This window comes from Tabrizicola flagellatus (genome assembly GCF_008271465.1).
Classification (GTDB): Bacteria; Pseudomonadota; Alphaproteobacteria; order Rhodobacterales; family Rhodobacteraceae; genus Tabrizicola; species Tabrizicola flagellata.
Genome location: NZ_VMDU01000002.1, coordinates 293,798 through 316,318, shown reverse-complemented (window position 1 = coordinate 316,318; position 22,521 = coordinate 293,798). Strand labels below are relative to the sequence as shown.

The 22,521-nt window shown below is 67.3% G+C and carries 23 protein-coding genes; 4 read left to right on the top strand and 19 right to left on the bottom strand.

Annotated features, from left to right (window positions below; all coding sequences use genetic code 11):
- Positions 1-53: 53 nt before the first annotated feature.
- From FL625_RS04655 to FL625_RS04610, 10 genes are all read right to left on the bottom strand, one after another.
- Positions 54-572, bottom strand: coding sequence for a flavin reductase family protein (locus FL625_RS04655; RefSeq protein ID WP_160147731.1), 519 nt, complete (start codon positions 570-572; stop codon positions 54-56).
- A gap of 4 nt (positions 573-576) precedes the next feature.
- A complete protein-coding gene (locus tag FL625_RS04650; protein WP_149587458.1) occupies positions 577-1,917 on the bottom strand; it encodes a glutamine synthetase family protein in 1,341 nt (446 codons plus the stop codon).
- Positions 1,907-2,590: a TetR/AcrR family transcriptional regulator gene (locus FL625_RS04645; protein WP_149587457.1), complete on the bottom strand. Its 684-nt coding sequence runs from the start codon at positions 2,588-2,590 to the stop codon at positions 1,907-1,909. Before FL625_RS04645 ends, FL625_RS04650 begins: the two co-directional genes overlap by 11 nt.
- Entirely contained in the window at positions 2,587-3,984 is a 1,398-nt protein-coding gene (locus FL625_RS04640) for an alpha/beta fold hydrolase (protein ID WP_149587456.1), read from the bottom strand. The genes FL625_RS04645 and FL625_RS04640 overlap by 4 nt, the downstream gene beginning before the upstream one ends.
- Positions 3,984-5,324, bottom strand: coding sequence for an acyl-CoA dehydrogenase family protein (locus FL625_RS04635; RefSeq protein ID WP_235019313.1), 1,341 nt, complete (start codon positions 5,322-5,324; stop codon positions 3,984-3,986). The genes FL625_RS04640 and FL625_RS04635 overlap by 1 nt, the downstream gene beginning before the upstream one ends.
- Positions 5,321-6,373 (bottom strand): 2,5-dihydroxypyridine 5,6-dioxygenase NicX family protein, encoded by a 1,053-nt coding sequence (locus FL625_RS04630; RefSeq protein ID WP_149587455.1) that lies wholly within the window; start codon positions 6,371-6,373, stop codon positions 5,321-5,323. The genes FL625_RS04635 and FL625_RS04630 overlap by 4 nt, the downstream gene beginning before the upstream one ends.
- A 129-nt stretch (positions 6,374-6,502) precedes the next feature.
- On the bottom strand, positions 6,503-7,135 hold the full coding sequence (locus FL625_RS04625; RefSeq protein ID WP_149587454.1) for a flavin reductase family protein: 633 nt from the start codon (positions 7,133-7,135) through the stop codon (positions 6,503-6,505).
- Complete coding sequence (locus tag FL625_RS04620; RefSeq protein ID WP_149587453.1) at positions 7,135-8,064, bottom strand: carbon-nitrogen hydrolase family protein; 930 nt, start codon at positions 8,062-8,064, stop codon at positions 7,135-7,137. The genes FL625_RS04625 and FL625_RS04620 overlap by 1 nt, the downstream gene beginning before the upstream one ends.
- An 89-nt stretch (positions 8,065-8,153) precedes the next feature.
- Positions 8,154-9,047, bottom strand: a complete 894-nt coding sequence (locus tag FL625_RS04615; protein WP_149587452.1) for a fumarylacetoacetate hydrolase family protein — start codon at positions 9,045-9,047, stop codon at positions 8,154-8,156.
- Between the two features lie 9 nt (positions 9,048-9,056).
- Positions 9,057-10,178: a cupin domain-containing protein gene (locus FL625_RS04610; protein ID WP_149587451.1), complete on the bottom strand. Its 1,122-nt coding sequence runs from the start codon at positions 10,176-10,178 to the stop codon at positions 9,057-9,059.
- 134 nt (positions 10,179-10,312) lie between these two features.
- Between FL625_RS04610 and FL625_RS04605 the strand changes: the two genes are divergently transcribed.
- Entirely contained in the window at positions 10,313-10,957 is a 645-nt protein-coding gene (locus tag FL625_RS04605) for an FCD domain-containing protein (protein ID WP_149587450.1), read from the top strand.
- Positions 10,958-11,115: 158 nt separating this feature from the next.
- On the opposite strand, the gene FL625_RS04600 is transcribed toward FL625_RS04605, so the two are convergent.
- Positions 11,116-12,105 carry an MDR family oxidoreductase gene (locus tag FL625_RS04600; RefSeq protein WP_149587449.1) on the bottom strand — a complete coding sequence of 330 codons (990 nt, stop codon included), beginning with the start codon at positions 12,103-12,105 and terminating at the stop codon, positions 11,116-11,118.
- Between FL625_RS04600 and FL625_RS04595 the strand changes: the two genes are divergently transcribed.
- Complete coding sequence (locus FL625_RS04595) at positions 12,055-13,092, top strand: NAD(P)-dependent oxidoreductase (RefSeq protein ID WP_149587448.1); 1,038 nt, start codon at positions 12,055-12,057, stop codon at positions 13,090-13,092. The genes FL625_RS04600 and FL625_RS04595 overlap by 51 nt on opposite strands.
- Before the next feature lie 178 nt (positions 13,093-13,270).
- Here FL625_RS04595 and FL625_RS04590 read toward each other — a convergent pair whose 3' ends face one another.
- On the bottom strand, positions 13,271-15,541 hold the full coding sequence (locus FL625_RS04590; RefSeq protein ID WP_149587447.1) for an adenosylcobalamin-dependent ribonucleoside-diphosphate reductase: 2,271 nt from the start codon (positions 15,539-15,541) through the stop codon (positions 13,271-13,273).
- A 111-nt stretch (positions 15,542-15,652) separates the two neighbouring features.
- On the opposite strand from FL625_RS04590, the gene FL625_RS04585 reads away from it, so the two are divergent.
- Positions 15,653-16,075, top strand: a complete 423-nt coding sequence (locus FL625_RS04585) for a DUF1489 family protein (protein ID WP_435532694.1) — start codon at positions 15,653-15,655, stop codon at positions 16,073-16,075.
- 87 nt (positions 16,076-16,162) lie between these two features.
- On the opposite strand, the gene hisG is transcribed toward FL625_RS04585, so the two are convergent.
- The 3 genes from hisG to hisS all read right to left on the bottom strand — a co-directional run bounded on the left by hisG (position 16,163) and on the right by hisS (position 19,543).
- Positions 16,163-16,861: an ATP phosphoribosyltransferase gene (gene hisG, locus FL625_RS04580; protein WP_149587446.1), complete on the bottom strand. Its 699-nt coding sequence runs from the start codon at positions 16,859-16,861 to the stop codon at positions 16,163-16,165.
- Complete coding sequence (locus FL625_RS04575) at positions 16,858-17,955, bottom strand: ATP phosphoribosyltransferase regulatory subunit (RefSeq protein WP_149587445.1); 1,098 nt, start codon at positions 17,953-17,955, stop codon at positions 16,858-16,860. The genes hisG and FL625_RS04575 overlap by 4 nt, the downstream gene beginning before the upstream one ends.
- 115 nt (positions 17,956-18,070) lie before the next feature.
- The gene (hisS, locus tag FL625_RS04570) at positions 18,071-19,543 is read right to left on the bottom strand and encodes a histidine--tRNA ligase (RefSeq protein ID WP_149587444.1); all 1,473 of its coding nucleotides are present in this window, start codon (positions 19,541-19,543) and stop codon (positions 18,071-18,073) included.
- A 69-nt stretch (positions 19,544-19,612) separates the two neighbouring features.
- Here hisS and FL625_RS04565 point away from each other — a divergent pair, with 69 nt between their 5' ends.
- On the top strand, positions 19,613-19,810 hold the full coding sequence (locus FL625_RS04565) for a SlyX family protein (RefSeq protein ID WP_149587443.1): 198 nt from the start codon (positions 19,613-19,615) through the stop codon (positions 19,808-19,810).
- Positions 19,811-19,993: 183 nt separating this feature from the next.
- Here FL625_RS04565 and FL625_RS04560 read toward each other — a convergent pair whose 3' ends face one another.
- The 4 genes from FL625_RS04560 to FL625_RS04545 all read right to left on the bottom strand — a co-directional run bounded on the left by FL625_RS04560 (position 19,994) and on the right by FL625_RS04545 (position 22,509).
- Positions 19,994-20,761: a hypothetical protein gene (locus tag FL625_RS04560; protein ID WP_149587442.1), complete on the bottom strand. Its 768-nt coding sequence runs from the start codon at positions 20,759-20,761 to the stop codon at positions 19,994-19,996.
- A 6-nt stretch (positions 20,762-20,767) separates the two neighbouring features.
- Entirely contained in the window at positions 20,768-21,085 is a 318-nt protein-coding gene (locus FL625_RS04555) for a hypothetical protein (protein WP_149587441.1), read from the bottom strand.
- A gap of 9 nt (positions 21,086-21,094) precedes the next feature.
- Positions 21,095-21,397 carry a hypothetical protein gene (locus FL625_RS04550; RefSeq protein ID WP_149587440.1) on the bottom strand — a complete coding sequence of 101 codons (303 nt, stop codon included), beginning with the start codon at positions 21,395-21,397 and terminating at the stop codon, positions 21,095-21,097.
- A 275-nt stretch (positions 21,398-21,672) separates the two neighbouring features.
- A complete protein-coding gene (locus tag FL625_RS04545) occupies positions 21,673-22,509 on the bottom strand; it encodes a ParB/RepB/Spo0J family partition protein (protein ID WP_149587439.1) in 837 nt (278 codons plus the stop codon).
- Positions 22,510-22,521: the final 12 nt, after the last annotated feature.

The following is a 22,521-nucleotide window of genomic DNA, read 5'->3' as shown; positions in this document are numbered from 1 at the left end:
GTCGGGGTCGTGTTGGTCCTGCGGTCATTGACGCGCCGCAGTTACTTAACAGATTAACTTTCTTCCCCCAGATGTATAGCCCTGCGATAGGCCCGCTGGCCGTAAAGCAGCGCCGAAGCGTTGTCCGAAAGCTGCACCGAAGCCACCCGTCCGACGATGATGTGATGCGTCTCCCACAACAGCGCGGTCGCCAGTCGGCATTCGAAACTCGCCGTGGCCCCGGCCAGCAGCGGCTGGCCCAGCGCGCCCGCTTCCCAGGTCACCCGGTCGAAGCGTTCCGCCCGGTCGGTGGCGCTGCGCCCGGCGAAGAGGTTGGCCAGGTCCTGCTGCGTCTCGGCCAGAAGGTTGGCGCAGAAGGCACGGTTCTGCAGGATCGCCGCCGCCGCCGCCGACTGCCGGTTGATGCAGACCAGAAGCGACGGCATCTCGCCATCGGCCGAAACCGAGGTCAGCGAGGACACGGTCACCCCCGCCCGGCCGCCCTCGCCATCGGTGGTGGCGACGGCGACGAAGGTGGCCGCGCGGCTCATCCCTTCCAGGAAGGCGGCGCGCAGGTCGGCGGTATCCGGCATCGGGTCACCCAAGATCGAAGAAGCGTTGCAGTTCCACGTCCGGGACCTTCCGGCGGAACTCGTCATGTTGTGCCTCGCGCGTGGCGGTGAAGCCATCCACAAAACGGTCGCCCAGCCAGTCGCGCGCGAAGGCCGAGCCGCGCAGCCGTTCGATCGCCTCGGGCATCGAGCGGGCGAAGTCGCGCGACGGCGTCTGCGCATAGCCGGAACCGATGACCTCGGGGTCGGGCTCGATCTGGCCCAGGATCCCGGCCACCCCGGCGGCGAGCGTCGCGGCGGTGGTCAGATACGGGTTGGTGTCGGCGCCCGGCAGGCGGTTTTCCACGCGCAAGGACCCGGCATCGTGGCCCACGAGCCGGAAACAGGTGGTGCGGTTCTCGTAGCCCCAGGTCAGGCCCGGCGGCGCGAAGGTGCCGGGGGCAAAGCGGCGGTAGCTGTTCACCGTCGGCTGGAAGATCAGCGTCATGTCGCCGATATGCGCCTGAAGCCCGCACAGGAACCAGCGGAACAGCTGGCTGACCCCGTTCTTCTGGTCCGCGTCCCAGAAGAGCGGCCTGCCCGCCTTGTCCTTCAGGCTCATGTGCAGGTGGATCGACTGGCTGTCCGCCGCCTCGTTCCAGCGCGGCATGAAGGTGACGGACTTGCCCTGCCGCAGCGCCAGCGCGCGCAGGAAGTTCTTCAGCAGCACCAGCTGATCGGCCGGCTCGAGCCCTTCGCCCGCGCCGATGCAGGCCTCCATGAAGCCCGCGCCGATCTCCTCGTGCATCTTGGCCAGGTCGATGCGCAGCGGCTCGCAGATCGCGGCCAGCGCCTCGTACCATTCGGTCTGCACCGCCTGGTAGACGATCAGGTCGTGGCTGGCGTGCTGGGTCGCGGGCTTGAGGTTGCGGTAGCCCTTGGCCGCGGCGCTTTCCGGGGTCTCGTCGAACAGGGTGTATTCCAGCTCCATCCCGTATTTCGGGAAGAACCCGGCCTCGCCCGCCCGCGCCAGCACCTTCGACAGGATTGCGCGCGGGCACAGTTCGGCCGAGGTGCCCGAGAAATTCGACAGCACCAGAAGGTCATGCCCCGGCTTCGCCCAGGGCATCCGCCGGACGCTGGCAGGGTCCACGACCAGCGGGTCGTCGTGGAAATCGCCCTTATCGTCGTTCACGCCCGGCAGGTTCAGGTGCACGTCGGTCGGGTCCAGCGCCAGCTGCGCCGGCGCCATGCCCATCCCGGCCTTCGCGATGCCCTTCAGACTGCCGGCCGACACCATCTGCCCGCGCAAAAGGCCGTTGGTATCGGTCATCGCCACCGTGGCAAAGCGGCTGGCGGGATCGGCGAGGAAGTCGTCAAGCGTCATGGGTCACCTGTCGGGATGGGGCGTCTTCTAGCGCCTTCAGTTGTTTCAGGTCCACCTCGGGGGCGGTGGAATAGGCCTTCAGGAACACCCGCAAGCCGTTGTGGATGTAGCGCGCGAGCGTCTCCCGGTCGGGCAGCGCATCGGGCATGTAGAGCGCCTGGGTCCGCGGGGCCGACAGGATCAGGCCCCAGAGGTCCTGCGCCGCCAGTTCCGCATCCTCGAACGCCAGCCGCCCGGCCCGGCGCTGACCCTCGAGATAGCGCATGATCCCGCGCAGAAGGTGGTCGGGGCCCGAGGCCTGGTAGGCCCGGCCGATCTCGGGGAACCGCTGCACCTCGCCGATGATGAGACGGGCCAGCGACAGCATCTCGGGCCGCATCACCGTGTCGGCATAGGCCCAGGCGAAGACCAGAAGGTCGGCGACCATGCCCTGCGCGGAAGGGTGCTCGAACACGTCCAGCATCAGGTCGCGCTTGCCCAGCATCATCGCCTGGAACAGCGAGTCCTTCGAGGGGAAATAGGAATAGAGCGTGGGTTTCGTCACCCCCGCCTCGGCCGCGACCGCGTCCATCGAGGCGCCGGTATAGCCCTGGGCCGCGAAGACCTTCAGCGCCGCGTCGAGGATCGCGCGTTCGCGGTTCAGCCGGTTCTGCTGGCGGCGCGAGGCGGTCATGCCAGCCGCGCCAGCAGGTCGAGCAGAGGGCGGTTGTAGGCCGCGGGCTGTTCCAGGTTGCAGACATGGCCCGCGCCCGCGATCACCTCGAAGCGCACGTCCGGGCGAGGGGCCGCATCCCAGATCCGCCCGGCGACGCCGCGGATCTCGGCCGGGGGGGCCAGCCGGTCGTGCTCGCCCGTCATCATGAGGACCGGCATGGTCAGCCGGGAAAAGTCGAAGCGCTCCAGCGGGTTGGTGAAACAGGTCAGCGCGTCGCGGTAGGTGGTGGCCGGGATCGCCGCCATGCTGTCGAACAGGCGCTGCCGCACCGCGTCCGGGGCGTCGGGGCTGGCCAGCACCTTCACCACGGCAGGCGCGAAATCGGCCGGGGTCTGGCCGGCGTTCAGCGGTACCTCGCGGCTGACCCGGAAGGCCTCGCGCTCATCCGGCCCTGCCTCCGACATGCCGGTGCAGCCGCCCGACAGGACCAGGCCTGCCAGCATCCCGGGATGCCGCATTGCGAAGGAGGTGGCGATCCACGACCCGTAGGACAGGCCCACCAGCACCAGCCGCCGTGCCCCCAGCCGTTCGGCCACGCGCAGGATGTCGTCGCAATAGTCGTCCACAGTGGAGGGGCGCGGCCCGAGCGTGCTGTCCCCATACCCGCGCAGGTCCAGCGCCGCCGCCCGCACCAGCCCGCCCACGGCGGCCAGCTGTTCGGCCCAGTTCGTCCGCCCGCCACCGATCCCGTGCAGGAAGAGGCAGAGCGTGTCGTCCAGCCGCCCCCCACCCCCATCCCCTCCCCAGCCGGGGGAGGGGAGGTGCGAAGGCGCGGCCGCAGGGCCCGTGCCGGAAAGCCGGGAGCCTCCCTCCCCCCGCGTGGGGGAGGGAGGGGGTGGGGGGGTGACACTCAGCGCAAGGCGCGGCAGGTCGTCGAAGATCAGCGTCTCGACCGTGGCCAGAGGCGGAGGCGGCAGGTCCGGTGCAGCGGGCACCTTCGCCTCGGCCAGGGCCGCGATCCCGGCCTCGAACACCGCCTTCGTCCCCTCGGCAATCGCCGTCAGCCGCCCGGCCGGGGCGCGGATCGTCGCGGTCCAGCCGATATGGGCGCCGCCGTCCCCAGCCGGTGTCACCGTGACGCGCGCGTCATAGGCCTCGCAGTCCCGGATGCCCTCCAGGTGCGTGTAGCCCAGCACCCGGTCGCTGTCCGAGAAATAGGTCTGCTGTTCGCGATAGACCGTACCTTCGCCCGTCACGGTGAAGGACCGCACCCGCGCGCCCTGCGGCCCGCGCTCCTCGCGGATCGTCGCCACCCAGGGATGCCAGGCTCCGCAGAAGTCGCGCAGGATCCGCCAGACATCCTCCGGCGCCCGGGCCACATGGCCCTGGACCTGCACGACCTCGCGCCCCATCAGCGCAGGCCCTTCAGCGACCCGGCGTCGCCCCGCCAGAGCGAGTTGCGCGCGCCTCCCTCGTCGCCGGGGGCGCTGTCCAGCTCGTCCATCTCGTACAGCGCGAGGACCCCGATGTAATCCTCCATGATTTCCGAGGTATAGGGCAGCATCAGCGCGCCGCAGCGGCTGTCGCGATACATCCGCTCCAAGGGCAGCGAGCGCAGCATCGACTGCCCGCCGCAGGTGCGGATGGCGAGCGCCGTCAACTCCTGCGCCCCCTCCATCACGTTGTACTGGGCCGCATACATCCGCATCACCTCGGCCTTGGAGGGCATGCCCTTCGCCTCGGAAAACGCCTGCCACCACAGGGCGCGCATGTTGGCAAGTCGCGCATACATCTTCGACACCGCCACGCGCTTGGTCGCATACATCCGTCGGTCGATCGGCGGCTGGCCGGGAACCTGGCCCTTGAGGTAGGCGATGGTGAAGTCATAGGCACCCTGCGCGACCCCCATGTAGGTCGGCGACAGGGTGGCCATCATGTGCGGCCAGTTCGGCAGCGTCTTGCCGAAGATGCCGCGCGGCATGAGAAGGTCGTCCTTGGTGACGAAAACGTCTTTCAGGATCAGGTCGCGGCTGTTCGTCCCCCGCATCCCCAGGGGGTCCCAGTCGCCCTTCACCGTCAGGCCCGGCGTGTCCTTGTGCACGACGAACAGCATCGTGTCCTCGTGGCGCGGCTCCTGCCCATCGAACACCTCGGTGCAGACGATGGTGTAGTAGTCGCAATACCCCGCCAGCGAGGCGAACTTCTTGAACCCGTTGATTTTCCAGCCGCCCTCGACCGCGCGGCACTGGGTCTGGTTCGGCTTCGAGGTCCAGTTCTGCCCGCCTTCGGAAATCGGCTGGGAATAGATCGCCCGCTCCTGCATCGCCCGGCGAAACTGCCTTTCACGCAGCGGCGCGAACTCGGCCCGCTCGGCCTCGGTCAGGTTCGGCATGTCGTACATGAACCGCGACCAGGCCATCGAGGAATTGTGCATGTTGAAGGTCAGCGCGGTCGCCCCGCAATACTTGCCGATCTCGGCGCCGACCATGGCGTATTCGCCCATGGAAAAGCCCCAGCCGCCGTATTCCTGCGGGATCGACAGGCCCAGGAACCCCGCATCCGCAAGGTCCCGGTAGTTCGCCGTCGGGAAAGACGCCTCGTCATCCACCGCCTTGGCGCGCGCGGCGAAGACCGGCCCCATCTCGTTGATCTTGCGCATGGCGGCGGCGACCTCGGGGCGGACACGGGACATGTCGTAGTAATCCGCAGGGCTGCTCATCGGCATCGCGGCAACGGGGGTCTGAATGGTCATGGGGCAAGCTCTCCTTGCAGAACGCCGTCCTTCACGACGACGCGCCCGTCGAGGGCGATGGTGCAGTTGCGCATCGGCAGGTCGAAATGGCCGAGCGTATAGCGGCCGGCATACTGGTTGGCCCCGGTGGACCACAGGAAGGACCCCGCCAGCGCCCGGAACTCGACCGCCTGCATGTCGCGCTTGTCGTACATCGCCGCGCTGACCCAGCGCGCGCCAGGGTTCATGCCCCAGCCGACATGGGACATCCCGTAGGCGTTCCGGTCGCCCCAGGCCTCCATGTATTCGCGCAAGTGCAGCGCATCGATCCCGTCGCCCCTGATGGCGGTGACGAAGTCGTTCTCGATGGTGAAATCGATCTGGCTGGTGAGATACGTCTTGAAGGTCAGGTTCATGTCGCCCACCCCCATGACGATCCGCCCGTTCACCGCGTTCTTGCCGGGGAAGGCGAGGCACAGCCCGCCCGGCCAGTGCGCGACCGATCCCGGCGTGGTCCCGAACCCCGCCGTCCCGCCGCAGGGCGCGCCGCGCAGGTCCACCACCAGGTTGGTGCCGAGCGCCGAGGTGACCCGCATCTCGGACGCCTCGCGCAGCATGCGGATGCCAAGCTCAACCTTCGGCCCGTGTTCCGCCCTGGGCTCGGTCCGCTCCAGGATTTCCGGGTGTTCGTTGGTGATGACCAAGAGGCGCGTGCGGCCCGCTTCCTCGATCTCCGGCCATTCCGGGGCGTGGATCAGGCCTTCCACCGTGCAATCGACGATGACATCCACCCGCTTCAACGCCTCGATCACCGCGCGGTTGCCCTGGATCGCCCAGCTGGTGCCGGTGGACTTGACCGGAACGGGGGCGGTCTGCGGCGGGGTGGGCATCTGGATCATGCAGAACTCGGCGCCCAGGTCATAGGCCGCCAGTTCGCACAGATGGACGAGGACGGGCCGCGACTGGGTTTCCGACAGGATGGCGATGGGAGTGCCCTTGCCGATCCCGTTCAAGGCCAGCACCCGGCGGAAGGCGGCCAGCCATTTGCCCTCGATGCGTTCCTGAAGCATCCCGACGTCCCCGTTGACGATTCGCGGCGTTGCGAATTTCTTTACTTGTGAGTAAAGTCTGTCGGCGGGGCGTGGGCCTGTCAACAGGATTTTCGAAAATCCTCCGACTTTCGATAAAGGCCTGCCGGATCAGACCTTTCCCGCCGCCTGCAAGCCCGCCCAGGTCGGCCGCGCCAGTTCAAAGCGGTCGTGGGTGCGGATGTAGTCCGACCCGAAGCTGCGGGCGACGAGGTCCAGCGCGTCGGTGTCGATGTGGGCGCGCTCGGCGTTCCTCAGGTAGCGATCCTGAATATGCACGGCGAGGACGCGGCCGATCACCACCGTCTGGCACGGCCCGGTCACGACCGAGGACAGCGCGCGGCACTCGAAGGCGACGGGGCTTTCGGCGATCCGGGGCGGGGCGATGTGCTGGCTGGGCAGCGTCTCCAGCCCGGCGAGCGCGAGTTCGTCCACCCCGCGCGGGGCGTCGGCCGAGGTCAGGTTCATCGCCTGCACCAGCCGCTCGGGCACCAGGTTCACCACGAATTCGCCTGTCTCCAGGATGTTCAGCGCGGTGTCCTTGAAACCCCGGTCGGGCGCAGCCATCAGGCCCAGGGCGATGGTCGGCGGGGCCGAGCCCATGACGTTGAAAAAGGAATAGGGCGCGGCGTTCACGCCCTGCGCCCCCTTCGTCACCACCCAGGCGATGGGTCGCGGGATCACCGTCGCGGCCAGAAGCTTGTAGGCAATCGGCTCGGGAACCTGGTCGAGGTCGTAGCGCATCAGACCTCCCGCACCGCCGGCTTGGCCCGGGTATCCACCACCAGCTGGAACACGTCGGGCCGCGCGTAATGGCCGGTCGCGTCGAAATCGAACTTGGCGCGCATCACCTCGGCCGGGTCGATCTGGGCGTAAAGGATCGTCTCGCCGGTGAAATCCGGCCCGGCCAGCACCCGGCCGAGGGGAGAGACGATGGCCGACCCGCCGCGCATCATCACCTGGGCCGGATCGTCGCCCAGCGCGCTTTCGTGGTCCGGCCCGTAGGCCGCGCGGGTGATGTGCTGGCAGGCGGTGAGGACGAAGCAGCGCCCCTCCAGCGCGATGTGCTGCATCGAGGGCAGCCAGGTGTCGCGGTCGTCCGCCGTCGGCGCGCAGTAGAGCGTGACGCCCTGGTGATACATGTGCATGCGCAGCGCGGGCATGTAGTTCTCCCAGCAGATCACCGCGCCGATGGTGCCGAGATCGGTCTGGAAGACCGGCATGGTGGACCCGTCGCCAAAGCCCCAGATCAGCCGCTCGCCCGCCGTTGGCATCAGCTTGCGGTGCTTGCCGACCAGCCCCTTGTCGCCGTCGAGGTAGAGGACGGTGCAGTAAAGCGTCGCCCCGTCGCGTTCGATCACGCCCACCACGGCGAAGGCCCCGGTTGCGGCGCAGGCCTCGGCCAGGCAGGCGACCTCGGGCCCGTCGAGGTCGATGGCCGCGGCGTGATAGCGGGCGAAGGCCGCGCGCCCCTCGGGCTTGCGCAGGCCCACCGGCGCGCCGAAGCTTGCGCCCTTGGGATAGCCGCCGATCAGCGCCTCGGGGAAGACGACCAGCCGCGCGCCCTTTGCAGCCGCCTCGCGCAGGCGGGCGGCGGCCTGTTCGGCGGTGGCCATCGGGTCGGTCGGGACCGAGGCCATCTGCACGACGGCGGCGGTGAAGGGGGTGGACATGGGATGCCTCTGCTTGGGGTGGGAGGCCCCGGGGGCGCTTCGCCCCCCGGACCCCCAGAGGATATTTGCAGACAGATGAAAGCGGCGGGTCAAGCCTCGGGGGTGGAATTCACCACCGGGTTGCGCAAGGTGCCGATGCCCTGGACATGGCCCACGACCACGTCGCCCGGCTTCAGCCATTCCTGCGGGCTGCGCCCCGCGCCCACGCCTTCGGGCGTGCCGGTGGCGATGATGTCGCCGGGTTCGAGCGTGATCCCGGTCGAGATGTCGGCGATCAGCTCGTCAACCTTGAACAGCATGTGGCGGGTGTTCGAGCGCTGCTTTTCCACCCCGTTCACCGTCAGCCACAGGTCCAGCCCCTGCGGATCGGGGATCTCGTCCGCCGTGACGATGCAGGGGCCGAAGGGGGCATAGCTGTCCATGCCCTTGGAGAAGATCCACTGTCCCGCGCGACGGTTGTCGCGGGCGGACACGTCGATCAGCACCGAATAGCCGAAGACATGGGCCAGCGCCTCGGTCCGCGGGACGCGCCGGGCCGTGGTGCCGATGATGACCGCAAGCTCCACCTCCCAGTCGAGCTGTTTCGTCATGCTGGCGTCGTGCCCGATCGCGTCCCCCGGCCCGATCAATGTGGTCGGCGGCTTGGAGAAGACCACCGGCTGCTTCGGCAGGTCCTTCGACGTGTCGAGCGAGGCCGCGCTTTCCGCGACATGTTCGACATAGTTCAGCCCGATGCCGAAGATGTTCTTCCGTGGCCGCGGGATCGGCGCCAGGAGCCGCACGTTGACCAGCGGCAGGCGCGCGCACCAGGGGGCCGAGGGCAGCGCGGTCCGCAGCGCCTGCAACGCGGCCGGTCCGGCCTCGATCAGGCCCAGCATGCTGTCGGGCAGGCCAAGCCGGCCCGCGTCGATCACGCTGTCGCCCTCGATCACCCCAAGCCGGGCCGCGCCCTCGACCGAGGCGCGATAGGTCACAAGTTTCATGGTCTGTCCCTAAAGAAGCGGCTGCCTGCCGCCGTTGTCCCCGAAGGCCTCTTCGCGATAGAGCCCCAGCGCCCGCATCACCGGCAGGTCGTTCAAGCAGAAGAGGCAGGCGTCCTCGCGGTCCGAGCCGTTGACATGTTCGTGCCAGGCCCAGGAGGGCACGCAGAAGATGTCGCGCTCGGCCCAGTCGAAGCGCTTGCCGTTGATGATCGAATGGCCGCGCCCCTTGGCGACATGGTAAAGGTAGCTGCCCGTGTGTCGGTGCGCCTTCGTCGCCTCGCCGGGCCGCAGCATCTGCATGCTGGCCCCCAGCGTCTGCATCACCGGGCCGTTCGTCACCGGGTTCACATACTCCATCATCACCCCGTCGAACGGACTGCCATCCGTGCAGCCTGCGTATTTCGTCAGGGCCTCGTAGGTCGGCGCCCATTCGTACTTGAACATCGGGCTGTAGCCCTTGCGCCAGCTTTCGCCATAGGGCGTCAGCCCCGGATTGCCCCAGGTCTTCGTCATGTCATCGACGGCATACCCAACCGCCTGGTTCAGGTCCGGGTGGACCTCGTAGAAATTCGCCTCCATCGCGTTGACGAAGGGGATGTCCAGCCCGTCCTGCCACAGGCAGAGCGAGCCGTCCGCGCTGACCCCGTGTTCGTGCCAGGTCCCGTTCGGGGTCAGCACGAAGTCGTTCGCGCCGAGCGTCATCTTGTGGCCATCGACCACCGTGTAGGCCCCGCGCCCCTCCATGATGAAGCGGATCGCCGAGGCCGAATGGCGGTGCGCGCTGGCGACCTCGCCGGGGTTCATCACCTGAAGGCCGGCATAGATCCAGCCCACCGCCGCCGCCACGTCCTGCCGGCCGGGGTTCGACAGGTAGATCACCCGTCGCCCCGCCTTTTCCGGCGTCACCAGATCGACCGAGCGGATCACGTGGTCGCGCAGGTCCTTGTACCGCCAGACCACCGGCACCGACTGCGACTTCGGCTGCCAGGGCTCGATCTTGTTCGCCACGGTCCACAGGGCGCCGGCATGGAATCCCTCCAGCTGGTCGTAATAGGCCAGAAGCTCGGGCGTATCCTCGACATTGGCGCGGCCGATCACATCCTCACGGTGGTTCTCGCGCGTGGTGGCCATGCTCTCCCCTCCCCTTGGTGGCGCTTGCCCAACTATGCCGGAATCATTTTCGATGCCATGTCAGATTTTCGAAAATTATCGAATTGCACGTTTCGGGCGCGCTGGATAAGCTGCCCCCGGACAAGGATGCGATCATGACGCTGGCCGAAAAAGCCTATGTTTCCCTGCGCAAGGACATCGTCGAGGGCAGCTTCGCCCCCGAAAGCCCGCTGCGCCTGGCCGATCTGTCGGAACGCTACGGCATGGGCTTTTCCCCCCTGCGCGAGGCCCTGAACCGGCTGCAGGCCGAACGACTGGTCACCGCCGAGTCGCTGCGCGGCTTCCGCGTCTCGTCCCGCTCGCTGGCCGAGTTCGAGGATGCCCTCAACGCCCGCCTGCTGATCGAGACCGAGGCGCTGCGCCTGTCGATCGCCCGGGGCGACGATGCCTGGGAAGCCTCGGTCGTGGCCGCGCTTTACGCGCTGCGCCGGCAGGCCCGGCGCGAGGACGGCGACGTGGACGAGCTGAAGACCCGCCACCACGCCTTTCACCGCGCGCTTCTGGCCGCCTGCGGGTCGGACTGGCTGATGGATTTCTTCGAGCGCCTCTATGCCGCGACCGAACGCTACCGCATACCGGCGCTGACCGCCGCCGGCCCGCAGAAGCGCGACATCGACGCCGAACACGGGGCCATCGCCGACGCCGTCCTTTCCCGCGACGCGGCGCTGGCCGAACAGCTTCTGCGCGACCACTACCTGCGCACCGCCGCCACGATCCGCTCCGGCATGGCGGCGGCCTGACCACCCCCACCGTCGCCCCCCGCAGGTGGGTCTTCAGCCCGACGCTTCGGGCAGGTTCATCGCTCCGACTGGGCCAGCAAACCTTGCCGAAATCCTAATGACTACGGCCAAGCCCTTGAAACCAAAGGTCTGAGAATCCTGTCCTGCGTGGACAGGTCTCAGGCGTTCACATCCACCACAACCCGGCCCTGCACGCCCCCCTTCAGGATCGCCGCCCCCAATTCGGGCAGATCGGCCAGCCGGGCAGGGCGGATCATTCCTTCCAGCTTCTCCATCGGCAGATCCCGGACGATCCGCCCCCAGGCCCGCACCCTGCGGTCGTAGGGAACCGTCACCGAGTCGATCCCCAGCAGGTTCACGCCTCGCAGCAGGAACGGGATCACGCTGGCCGGCAGCGCCGCGCCTCCCGCCAGCCCCACGGCGGCGACCGAGGCACCATGCTTCATCTGCCCCAGCACCCGCGCCAGCATCGCGCCCCCCACGGCGTCGATGCAACCCGCCCAGGTCTCGCTTTCCAGGGGGCGCTTCACCGTCTCGGCCAGCTCTGCCCGCGGCACGATCCGCGCTGCGCCCAGGTCGCGGAGATAGCCCTCCGTCTCGGGCCGCCCGGTCACTGCGGCGACCTGATACCCCAGCCGCCCCAGGATCGCCACCGCCACCGAGCCCACGCCGCCCGCTGCCCCGGTGACCAGCACCTCGCCCTTCTCGGGCGTCAGGCCGTGCTCTTCCAGCGCCATCACCGCCAGCATGGCCGTGAACCCGGCCGTCCCCACCGCCATGGCCTGCTTTGTTGTCAGGCCCTTGGGCAGCGGCACCAGCCAATCCGCCTTGACCCGCGCTTTCTGGGCATAGCCGCCCCAATGGGTTTCACCGACCCGCCAGCCGGTCAGGATCACCTTGTCCCCGGGCTTGTAACGCGCATCCTCCGACGCCTCGACCGTCCCGGCAAAGTCGATCCCCGCCACATGCGGCCAGCTCCGCACGATCCCCCCGCCGTTCGGAGACAGCGCGAGTCCGTCCTTGTAGTTCAGCGTAGAATACTCGACCGCAACCGTCACCTCGCCCGCCGGCAGCGCGCTGTCCTCCAACTCGCGGACATGAGCAACCGCGACATCGCCTTCCTTCTCCAGCACCAGCGCACGGAACATGGCATCCTCCTCTTCTTGCGCCGCCAGTCCGCCCTGCCCGCCCGGGATTGTCAACCCGACCGCCCTGCCGCACTCTCCGCCGAAAGGAGACATGGCATGACCCAGGAACACATCGGCTTCATCGGCGCGGGCCTCATGGGCCACGGCATGGCGAAGAACATCGTCGAGAAGGGCTACCCCCTGACCGTCACCGCCCACCGCAACCGCGCGCCCGTCGATGACCTGATCGGCAGGGGCGCGACCGAGGCCACGATCGAAGACCTCGCCGCCCGGTCCACCATCATCTTCCTCACCCTCCCCGGCTCGCCCCAGGTGGCAGAGGCCGTGGCGCGGATGACCCCCCACCTGAAGCCCGGCGCGGTGATCGTCGATTGCTCCACCTCCGACCCCACGGTCACCGAACGCCTCGCCACCGACCTTGGACAGCGGGGTGTCCACTTCGCCGACGCCCCGCTGTCGCGCACGCCGAAAGAGGCCTGGGCGGGCACGCTCGATTGCATGGTCGGCGCGGACCCCGACATCTTCGCCCGGATCCAGCCCGTCATCGCCACCTGGGCCGGCAAGATCGTCCACATCGGCCGGGTGGGCGACGGCCACCGGATGAAGCTTCTGAACAACTTCCTCTCGCTCGGCTACGCGGCGATCTATGCCGAGGCGCTGGCGCTGGCTGCCAAGGTCGGCATCTCCACCGCCACCTTCGACTCTGTGATCCGCGGCGGCCGGATGGACTGCGGCTTCTACCAGACCTTCATGGGCTACGCGCTGGAAGGGAACCGCGAGGCCCACCGCTTCACCCTGTCGAACGCCTACAAGGACCTGCGCTACCTCGAGAGCATGGCCAACGCCGCGACCGTCGCCACCACGATGGCCAGCGCGGCGAAGAACAGCTTCGCCGCCGCGATGGCGCAGGGCGGATCGGGGCCAGAGGACTATGTGCCGCACTTGGTGGATTTTGTGGGAAGGGCGAATGGGGTCAAGCCTGACTGACCCAGGCCCTTTCTCCTGTCCACACCTGACTGACCCAGGCCCTTTCTCCTGTCCACAAATATCCTCTGGGGGTTCGGGGGGCGAAGCGCCCCCGACGCCCGAGCGTCCTTGCATCCTTCACGCAAGGACGCGAGACGAAAGGCGTGCGCCGAAAGGCGCTCATTTCAACAGACGCCCCTCACCCGCACTTCGAATGCCCGCAGGACCCGCAGGTCAGGCAGCCTTCCACCATCCGCAGGTCATAGCTCCCGCAGGACGGGCAGGCCTTCCCGCGTGGAGCTTCTCCGACCCGCAACAGTTCCGCCTTTGGGTCAGATTTCAGGCCCAGCCCCTCGCCCTCGATGAAGCCGATGTCGATCAGGTGGCGCTCGATCACGCCGCCGATGGCCGCGAGGATCGAGGGGATGTAGCGCCCGTCCATCCAGGCGCCGCCGCGGGGGTCGAAGACGGCTTTCAGTTCCTCGACCACGAAGGAGATATCCCCACCGCGCCGGAACACCGCCGAGATCATCCGGGTCAGGGCCACGGTCCAGGCGAAATGCTCCATGTTCTTGGAGTTGATGAACACCTCGAACGGGCGGCGGTGGCCTGCCGTCACGATGTCGTTGATCGTGATGTAGAGGGCGTGTTCCGTTCCCGGCCATTTCACCTTGTAGGTCTGGCCTTCCAGTGCTGCGGGTCGCTCCAGGGGCTCGGACAGATAGACCACCTCGCCCCCCGTCACCGGCTGCGCGGCAACTGGCGCGGTTTCCTTCTCGCTGACCGTCAGGACAGACCCGGTCACGTCGTTCGGCCGGTAGGTCGTGCAGCCCTTGCAGCCCTGATCCCAGGCGGCCATGTAGACCTCCTTGAAGGCGTCGAAGCTGATGTCCTCGGGGCAGTTGATGGTCTTGGAGATCGACGAATCCACCCATTTCTGTGCGGCTGCCTGCATGCGGACATGGTCCAGGGGCGGCAGGGTCTGGGCGTTGACGAAATGGTCGGGCAAGGGTTTGTCGCCGAACTTCTCGCGCCAGAGGCGAACGGCGTAATCGACCACCTCCTCCTCGGTCCGCGACCCGTCCTTCTGCAACACCTTGCGGGTGTAGGCATAGGCAAAGACCGGTTCGATCCCCGAACTGACGTTGCCCGCATAAAGCGAGATCGTCCCGGTCGGCGCGACCGAGGTCAAAAGTGCATTGCGGATGCCGTGCTTCGCAATGGCCTCGCGGACGTCGGCATCCATCTGCCGCATGTTGCCCGAGGCAAGGAAGCCCTCCGCGTCGAACAGCGGAAATGCCCCCTTTTCCTTCGCCAGGTCCACGCTGGCCAGATAGGCCGCCCGCGCGATGGCATGCATCCAGATTTCGGTCACGCGCGCCGCTTCCTCGGACCCATAGCGCAGGCCGACCATCAACAGCGCATCCGCAAGTCCCGTCACCCCCAGCCCGATGCGCCGCTTGGCCTTCGCCTCGGCCTGCTGTTCCGGCAGCGGGAAGCGCGACACATCCACGACATTGTCCATCGCCCGGACCGCGACACGGACCAGGCGCTCCAGCGCCGACATGTCCAGGCTTGAATGCGCCTCGAAGGCATCCTTAACCAGCGTCGGCAGGTTGATACTGCCCAGAAGGCAGGCGCCATAGGGCGGCAGGGGCTGTTCACCGCAGGGATTGGTCGCCGCGATCGTCTCGCAATAGCCCAGGTTGTTCATCGCGTTGATACGGTCGATGAAGATCACCCCCGGCTCGGCATAATCGAAGGTGGATCGCATGATGCGGTTCCACAGATCCCGCGCCTGAATGGTCCGGTAGACCCGGCCGCCAAAGACCAGCTCCCATGGGCCATCGGCCTTGACGGCGGCCATGAAGGCATCGGTCACCAGCACCGACAGGTTGAACATCCGCAGCCGCGCCGGATCGCGCTTGGCCTCGATGAAGGCCTCGATATCCGGGTGATCGCAGCGCATCGTCGCCATCATCGCCCCCCGGCGGCTTCCGGCGCTCATGATCGTCCGGCACATCGCGTCCCAGACATCCATGAACGACAAGGGCCCAGAGGCATCCGCCGCCACCCCCGCCACCGGCGCCCCGCGCGGCCGGATGGTCGAGAAATCATAGCCGATGCCGCCGCCCTGCTGCATTGTCAGCGCGGCCTCCTTCAGACTGTCGAAGATCCCGGCCATCGTGTCCGGGATCGTGCCCATGACAAAGCAGTTGAACAGGGTCACCGACCGCCCAGTCCCCGCCCCGGCGGTGATGCGGCCGGCCGGCAGGAAGCGGAAGTCCTCCAGCGCGGAGTAGAATTCGGCCTCCCATTTCGCGGGCTCGGCCTCCACTTCGGCCAGAGCGCGCGCAATCCGCCGCCAGGTGTCCTCGACCGTGCGGTCGATCGGCGTGCCATCCGCCTCCTTGAAGCGATACTTCATGTCCCAGATGGCTTCAGCGATGGGGGCATGGAATCGCGACATCGGGCGAATCTTCCTGTCTGTTGTGGATAAGTCCGGCGGAAGGCCCAAGATACGCCCCTGCCCACCGGGGGTCAACTTGAAGCGCCCGCCGCAGGCCCTATGATCGGGCGCATGATCAACCTCCTCAAACTCTGCGTCGGCGCCTCAACGGTCGAGGACCTGCTCGACTGGCAACGCAGCCAGCGCCCGCACTGGCCCGAAGGCCGGGCGATCCATGTCACCCGCATGTGGCCGAAACGCGAGGCCGAGGTGCTGGACGGCGGCTCGCTCTACTGGGTGATCAAGGGGGTGATCCTGTGCCGCCAGCGCATCCTCGACCTGCAGGAGGTGAACCTCGGCGACGGGATACCGCGCTGCGCCCTCGTCCTCGACCAGGAGGTCATCCGCACCGAATCCGCCCCGCGCCGCCCCTTCCAGGGCTGGCGCTACCTCGAACCGAAAGACAGCCCACGCGACCTGCCCAAAGGCCGCGCCAAGGATGACCCCTTGCCCCCGAAACTGGCGCAGGCCCTGGCCGAACTCGGCCTGCACTGACCTGCTGCTTGCCCTTTTCCAAATACTCCACGGGGAGCGCGAGGGGTGTGAAACCCCTCGCTGCGCCCGCAAGGCCAGGTGCCGCCCTCAGACGGAAACGCCCGGCACGCCCAGCATCTGCGACAGCCGCGCCAGGGCCGCACGGTCCTCTGCCGTCCACGCCGCAGCCCGGCTGGCCCAAAGCACCGCCTCGCTGGAATGGATCAGCCCGTCCGGCAGGATCCGCAGGTGGTTGGCCCGCAGCGTCTCGCCGGAACTGGTGATGTCGGCGATCGCCTCGGCGGTGCCGTTCTTCACCGTGCCCTCGGTCGCGCCCTGGCTGTCCACCAGCTGATAATCCGCCACGCCCTGCGCGGTCAGGAAATCGCGCACCAGACGGTGATACTTGGTCGCGATCCGCAGCCGGTGGCCGTGCACCTTGCGGAAAGCGGCGGCGGCGGCGTCCAGATCGTCCACCGTCTCGACATCGATCCAGACATTCGGCACCGCGATCACCAGATCGGCCCGGCCAAAGCCCAGGCGGGCGACCTCGGCCACCTCGTCCGCATCCAGTTGTTCGCGCACCAGATCGGATCCGGTGACGCCCAGGTGGATCCGCCCCGACGCCAACTCGCGCGGGATCTCCCCCGCCGACAAGAGCACCGGGGTCACGCCCTCAACCCCCTCGACCGCGCCGGCATATTCCCGGTCCGAACCCGTGCGGCGCAGCACCACCCCGCGCGCGGCGAACCAGTCGAAACAGTCCTGCATCAGCCGCCCCTTGGACGGAACGCCAAGCCGGATCATGCCAGCGCCCCCCGCAGCCGCGCCACCAGGCCGGGCTGGATCACGCCGCCCACCGCAGGGATGAAGGCGCCCGCCCCCAGCACCGCCGTCAGCGCGTCATAGCGCCCGCCGCTGGCGACCGGCGGCATCCCCTCGGCGACAAAGCTGAACACGAAGCCGTCGTAATATTCCAGCGCGGTCCGGCCGTGGCTTGCCTCGAAGGTCAGCGTCTCGACCGCCACGCCCTTCGCCGCCAGCGCCTCCAGCCGCGCGGCAAAGCGGTCCACCGCCGGGACGATGGCCGGCAGCATCGGTGCGATGCCGCGCAGATGGGCCAAAGCATGGGCGGCCGGGGCCTCCAGCGTCAGCAGGTCGTAAAGCAGCGCTGCCTCCGTCGCCCGGATCGGCGGGGTCTCGGCGTCGGCCAGCAGGGCCTCGGCGCGCTCGACGATCTCTTCGGCGCTGCGCAACCCGACGAAGGTCCCTGCCTCCTCGATCAGCGCCATGGGAGAGCCGGCCCGCAACCGCTCCAGAAGCCGCAGCCGCCCCACCGGCACCGGCGCGCGGCCCGAAAAGCGGTCGAGCAGCGCCTTGAACCGCGCCGGCCGCCAGATGTGGCGCAGCAGCGCCGCCTTGCGCCGCTCGGTCGTCTCCAGCCCGCAGACGGCCGCCATCAGGATGCCGATGTCGCCGGTCACCGGGCGCAGGCCAAGGCCCGCCAGCAGGTCGCGGAACAGGGCAAAGACCTCGGCATCCGCCGTCTCGGGCGCGGAACGGTCGAAGACCTCATAGCCGACCTGCAGATATTCGCAGGCCTCCTGCGCCCCGCGCGCCTGCTTGCGGAAGACCTCGCCCAGATAGGCATAGCGCGCGGGTTCCGCCCCGTGGGCCATGTGCGCCTGCACCACCGGCACGGTGAAATCCGGGCGCAGCATCATCTCGCCGCGTAGCGGGTCGTCCGTGACATAGGCCCGCGCCCGGATGTCCTCGCCATAGAGGTCCAGCAGAGTGCCCGCCGGTTGCAGGATGTCGGCCTCCATCGCCACGGCCCCGGCCTCCAGAAAGGCTGCCAGCAGCCGTTCGCCCTCGGCCCGGATCACAGCCTTGGAGGTCATGACACGCCCTCCACCCTTCTCCTGCGGCAGGTGCCGCGCGCCTCCCCTCCCCCTACGTGGGGAGGGGATGAGGGTGGGGGAGCGACCGTTGCCCGCGAGAGGGGATAGCTGCGGCTCATGCACCCAGCATCCGCTTGACGGCAGTCACCAACTCTCCCCGCGGCACCTCGAGTTGTGCGGGGCGATCCTTCCATTCCTCCAGCGTGGCGCTTGCGGCGATCTTCGCACCGAGGACCAGATCCTTCAGGACGACCGTCCCCCGCACCGCCTCGTCCCCACCCTGGATCACCGCCACCGGAGCGCCGCGCTTGTCGGCATATTTCAACTGGTTGCCGAAGTTCTTCGGATTGCCCAGGTAGGCCTCGGCTCGGATGCCCGCCTGGCGCAGCTCGCCCACCATGACCATGTAGTCGGCCATCCGGTCGCGATCCATCACGGTGACGACGACCGGCCCCTCCGAGGAGCCAGCGACGCGCCCCTTGGCGCGAAGCGCCGCGAGGAGGCGATCCACCCCGATCGAAACACCCGTCGCCGGCACGTCCTGCCCGGTGAACCGCCTTACCAGCCCGTCATACCTTCCCCCGCCTGCTACGGAGCCAAAGTTGCGTGGCCTGCCCTTCTCGTCGGTGATCTGGAACGTCAGTTCGGCCTCGAACACCGGGCCGGTGTAGTAGCCCAGCCCCCGCACCACGCCGGGATCGATCACGATCCGCTCGGGACCGTAACCCTGCGCTGCGAGGAGCGCAGCGATTGCCTCAAGCTCCGCCACACCCTCGGCCCCGACCGCCGAGCCACCGACCAGTTCCCGCAACCGGGCAAGCGTTTCCGGCCCCGTGTCGCGCCGGGCGGTGGTGAATCCCATCACCACCTCGGCCTGTTCGGCGGACAGGCTCGCGCCCTTCGTGAAGTCCCCGCTCTCGTCCTTCCGCCCCTCCCCCAGGAGCGCCCGCACGCCCTCTGGTCCCAGACGGTCAATCTTGTCGATGGCCCGCAACACGATGCCGCGTTCGGCGTGCTTGTCCTCGCCCGCCAGCCCCGCGACCTCCATCACGCCGTTCAGGACCTTCCGGTTGTTCACCTTCACCACATAGTCGCCGCGGGGGATGCCGACCGTCTCGAGCGCGTCGGCCAGCATGGCGCAGATCTCGGCATCCGCTGCCACCGAGGCCGAGCCCACCGTATCCGCGTCGCACTGGTAGAACTGACGGAAGCGGCCCGGGCCGGGTTTCTCGTTCCGCCAGACCGGGCCCATCGCGTAGCGGCGGTAGGGGCTGGGGAGGTCGTTCCTATACTGGGCGGCGACGCGGGCGAGGGGGGCGGTGAGGTCGTACCGCAGGGCCAGCCAGTCCTGATCCTCGTCTTGCCAGGCGAAGACGCCCTCGTTGGGGCGGTCCACGTCGGGGAGGAACTTGCCGAGGGCCTCGACCGTCTCCACGGCAGAGGTCTCCAGCGGGTCGAACCCGTACCGGTGGTAGACCCCGGCGATGGCGTCGAGCATGGCTTTCCGTTCGGTGACCTCGGCCCCGAAGTAGTCGCGGAATCCCTTCGGGGTCTCGGCGCGGGGGCGGCGGGGGGGCTTGTCGGCCATGGTCGGACCTTCGCTTTTGATCGGGGTCCGTGTATCGGATGGGGGGAGAGGCGGCAAGCGGGGGGCCCCATGAACTCGGTCGATCTGGAAGAGAAGGTGGCCCACCTGATCCGGGCGGTGGAGGACCTGTCGGACGTGGTGGCCCGGCAGGCGACCGAGATCGCTGGGCTGGAGCGGCGGGTTCGGCTCTTGATGGAGCGGGCCGCGGAGGAGGAGGCCCTGCGGGGGGAGGCCCCGGAAGCGAACGTCCGCCCGCCTCACTGGTGAGGGATGTCCACGGTGGACATTTCCGGATTCCGATTTGGATTCAAAAGGATGGTCGCGGACGTTAGGGGTTTGTTAAGGATGTTGAGATGCCGCCACACCACGTACTGAGACTTGTCCTACTGCTACTAAGAAAGCGATTGCGCAGACTAGCGTCCAATCCTCGCGACTAGTCTTCGCGCGAATTCAATTTAGCACGAGAAGGCCCGAACCTTCGACGTGGACTTGTCCGGGAGGCAGAATCTGAACGAGCTGAGTACGTTCGTCAAATTCAATTAGTTTCTTCGCGTGGAGAGGCTTAAGAACCTTTCTCTTGAAATCCGTTCCATTCTTGTACTCCACCCAAGTCTGTAACGTTGGAACTTCTACGGGCTTTCCCTCTGCGTATAGTAGAATCAGCACCTTTTGTCCGGCTGTCTTCGCCGGTTCGAGTACTCGCCTGACATTACCGCTTGACCAAACCATATGGAACGACCTTGCAGTAACAGCCTCCACGATGGCATGGGACTCATGAAGGGCCAATTGTGAGTAGTTTCTGACCATTTCTCCCATTACCCATTTTAATCCGCGCAAGAAAAGTTCTGCGTCCATGTGGTTTGCACTGATCTCCGCAGAAATATGTCCAATAGCTCTATTGTTTCGCAGCTCGTAGAGAGCCGCTAGGACCTTTGGAACTTGCATGCACAGCGACCGCCCACGCGTGGCGTTATACTGCTCCAGGTCTCGACATGCCTGAGGAAAGTTACCCGGCTTCGACGGCGAAGCTGGGTATTTCCCAGTAGCGTGACCGTGACAAATGCAAAAGGCAATTTCGCAGAACTTCCCTGCTTTGAGCCCCACCTTTTCCCAATCCGCCGCCCGGTACTCGTCCAGTGCCTGCTGGAACTCTTCAATCAAAGGGTCGCGCAAACCGACCGGTAAACTCTTCAAGCTTTCGTGGAGTGTTGGCAGCACTTACCATTACTCCCTGTCCCAGTAGTACTTCCAATTTCCGTTGCCTTCTTTTGTTCTTTGAATCATGCCCTTTTCAAAGAGCTTTGTTAGTGCCGCTCCAACTTGGTTCGTCTTGTGGGTCCAGCCCTTAACTTTCAAGCCTTCCACAATCTCAACTCCACCCCTATGCTGTTTGAAAAAACCATCAGCTTTAAGTACTAGAATCCGATCAGCACAGGACTGGCCTTTCGGTGGCGGCTTAAAACTCTTTCTTTTTGCCTTTGGTTTACCAGTTTGATCTTCGTCGTCGGCGAGTGCGGAGTTCGCACCTGCCTCTAATGGCACGCTCTGTGCCTATTCTTGTGTCTGCCTGGGAGGACGGCTGCCGAAACCAGCCTCTTCGATCAACGGAAAGAGCCTACCCAGAAGGCCTTCTACGAAGTCCTTCTCTCCTTCAATCTCAATCACTCCTGCGGGCGCGTCGATGTGGACACGGTTTGTCAATTGCACCTCCAAAAAATAATCGCGCAATGATTGCGTCAGGCAAGGCCCGGAATCAAGGGCGTAAGCCCGCCGGGCCGCGGCCTCCCCACTGCCCGGCCACGGGCCGGGCGTTCTTCGCGGAAATCCTCCACTGGAGGATTTCTGATCGCTCATCACCCCCCCGGGAGGGCGCTCTTGCGACGGTGCTCACCCGAACTGCGGTGGGAGGGGTTGAGAGATAAAGCGCCTAGATCGGCCGTTGTTGCGCCCGCCCGAGGGAGGGCGCGGCCCTTTCGTTGCGCTTTCGGTGGCCCGCCCCGGACTTGATCCGGGGTCTCTGGTGGGGATCGAGGCCCCGGCTCAGGGCCGGTGCGGTGGGGAGAGCCGGGCTGAAGCCCGACCTGCGGGGTGGGTGTGGTGGGGTGGAACCCCACCCTACGGGGTGGCGGTCAGTCTTTGTTGAACCACATCTCCACCTTGTCCAGCACATCATCAATCAGGCCGGACTTCGCCTGCGCTCCGGTGAAGCGGAGGGTGTAGCCGCCGGGGCAGGCCTCCCGCGTGATCGTCAGGCCCTGGCGGAGCTTCAGGAGCCTCCGGGGGCGGCGGGTGGTGGGGTTGGTGGGCTCGCGCAAGACATCCTGGAGGACGGGGCGGAGGGTGGACCATTGCGTCTCGCTCCCCTGGCCCATGACGGGGTGGAGGGTGGCGGTGAGGAGGTCCTCGTGCCCGGACTGGAGTGCTGCGGCGAGGGTGTCGAGTTGGCGGGTGGTGAGGGTGGTGGGGTCGGTGAGGAGGGGGGCGAGGGCTTCGACCACGCTCACATGGTTGCGGATGCGGGTGCGGGTGGTGCGGGGGAGAGCGGGGAAGAGGGCGGCGATGGCGGTGTCGGGGGTATCGAAGTGGCCCTCATGGATGGCGTTCAGGATGAGGGTGGCCTTCTCCCACGGGGTGACGGGTTCGCGGATCTCGTTCTCGGTCACCATCTGGGCGAGGGCCTGGGCGATGGTCTGGGGGGCGCGGAGGAAGGCGGGGATGGTGGGGTGGCCAAGCGCGCGGCAGGCGGTGAGGCGGCGGAGGCCGGAGATGAGGCCGTAGCGGTGGCCGTCCCCGTTTTCAGAGATTCTGGGGGTGGAGAGCTGCCAGACCTCGATGGGGGTGCGCAGGCCCTCGGTCGCGATGGAGTGCTGGAGGAGGGCGAGGGCGGCGGGGTCCAGCGCGGTGCGGTCGCGGAGGAGGGCGTGGGGGGCGATTTCGGCGATTGGGAGGTGCTGGAGGGGGGGCATGCGCGTGGGCTC

Bases quoted from the DNA above. Each gene is read 5' to 3' on its own strand.
- FL625_RS04620 (WP_149587453.1), bottom strand. From the start codon at position 8,064: ATGTCCACCCCCTTCACCGCCGCCGTCGTGCAGATGGCCTCGGTCCCG.
- hisG (WP_149587446.1), bottom strand. From the start codon at position 16,861: ATGATCCGGCTTGGCGTTCCGTCCAAGGGGCGGCTGATGCAGGACTGT.
- FL625_RS04655 (WP_160147731.1), bottom strand. From the start codon at position 572: ATGCCGGATACCGCCGACCTGCGCGCCGCCTTCCTGGAAGGGATGAGC.
- FL625_RS04615 (WP_149587452.1), bottom strand. From the start codon at position 9,047: ATGAAACTTGTGACCTATCGCGCCTCGGTCGAGGGCGCGGCCCGGCTT.
- FL625_RS04600 (WP_149587449.1), bottom strand. From the start codon at position 12,105: ATGTTCCGTGCGCTGGTGCTGGAGAAGGAAGGCGATGTCGCGGTTGCT.
- FL625_RS04610 (WP_149587451.1), bottom strand. From the start codon at position 10,178: ATGGCCACCACGCGCGAGAACCACCGTGAGGATGTGATCGGCCGCGCC.
- FL625_RS04550 (WP_149587440.1), bottom strand. From the start codon at position 21,397: ATGAGCGATCAGAAATCCTCCAGTGGAGGATTTCCGCGAAGAACGCCC.
- FL625_RS04625 (WP_149587454.1), bottom strand. From the start codon at position 7,135: ATGCGCTACGACCTCGACCAGGTTCCCGAGCCGATTGCCTACAAGCTT.
- FL625_RS04645 (WP_149587457.1), bottom strand. From the start codon at position 2,590: ATGACCGCCTCGCGCCGCCAGCAGAACCGGCTGAACCGCGAACGCGCG.
- FL625_RS04605 (WP_149587450.1), top strand. From the start codon at position 10,313: ATGACGCTGGCCGAAAAAGCCTATGTTTCCCTGCGCAAGGACATCGTC.
- FL625_RS04650 (WP_149587458.1), bottom strand. From the start codon at position 1,917: ATGACGCTTGACGACTTCCTCGCCGATCCCGCCAGCCGCTTTGCCACG.
- FL625_RS04565 (WP_149587443.1), top strand. From the start codon at position 19,613: ATGAACTCGGTCGATCTGGAAGAGAAGGTGGCCCACCTGATCCGGGCG.
- FL625_RS04575 (WP_149587445.1), bottom strand. From the start codon at position 17,955: ATGACCTCCAAGGCTGTGATCCGGGCCGAGGGCGAACGGCTGCTGGCA.
- FL625_RS04640 (WP_149587456.1), bottom strand. From the start codon at position 3,984: ATGGGGCGCGAGGTCGTGCAGGTCCAGGGCCATGTGGCCCGGGCGCCG.
- FL625_RS04635 (WP_235019313.1), bottom strand. From the start codon at position 5,324: ATGACCATTCAGACCCCCGTTGCCGCGATGCCGATGAGCAGCCCTGCG.
- FL625_RS04590 (WP_149587447.1), bottom strand. From the start codon at position 15,541: ATGTCGCGATTCCATGCCCCCATCGCTGAAGCCATCTGGGACATGAAG.
- FL625_RS04585 (WP_435532694.1), top strand. From the start codon at position 15,653: ATGATCAACCTCCTCAAACTCTGCGTCGGCGCCTCAACGGTCGAGGAC.
- hisS (WP_149587444.1), bottom strand. From the start codon at position 19,543: ATGGCCGACAAGCCCCCCCGCCGCCCCCGCGCCGAGACCCCGAAGGGA.
- FL625_RS04595 (WP_149587448.1), top strand. From the start codon at position 12,055: ATGAGCAACCGCGACATCGCCTTCCTTCTCCAGCACCAGCGCACGGAA.
- FL625_RS04630 (WP_149587455.1), bottom strand. From the start codon at position 6,373: ATGCTTCAGGAACGCATCGAGGGCAAATGGCTGGCCGCCTTCCGCCGG.
- FL625_RS04545 (WP_149587439.1), bottom strand. From the start codon at position 22,509: ATGCCCCCCCTCCAGCACCTCCCAATCGCCGAAATCGCCCCCCACGCC.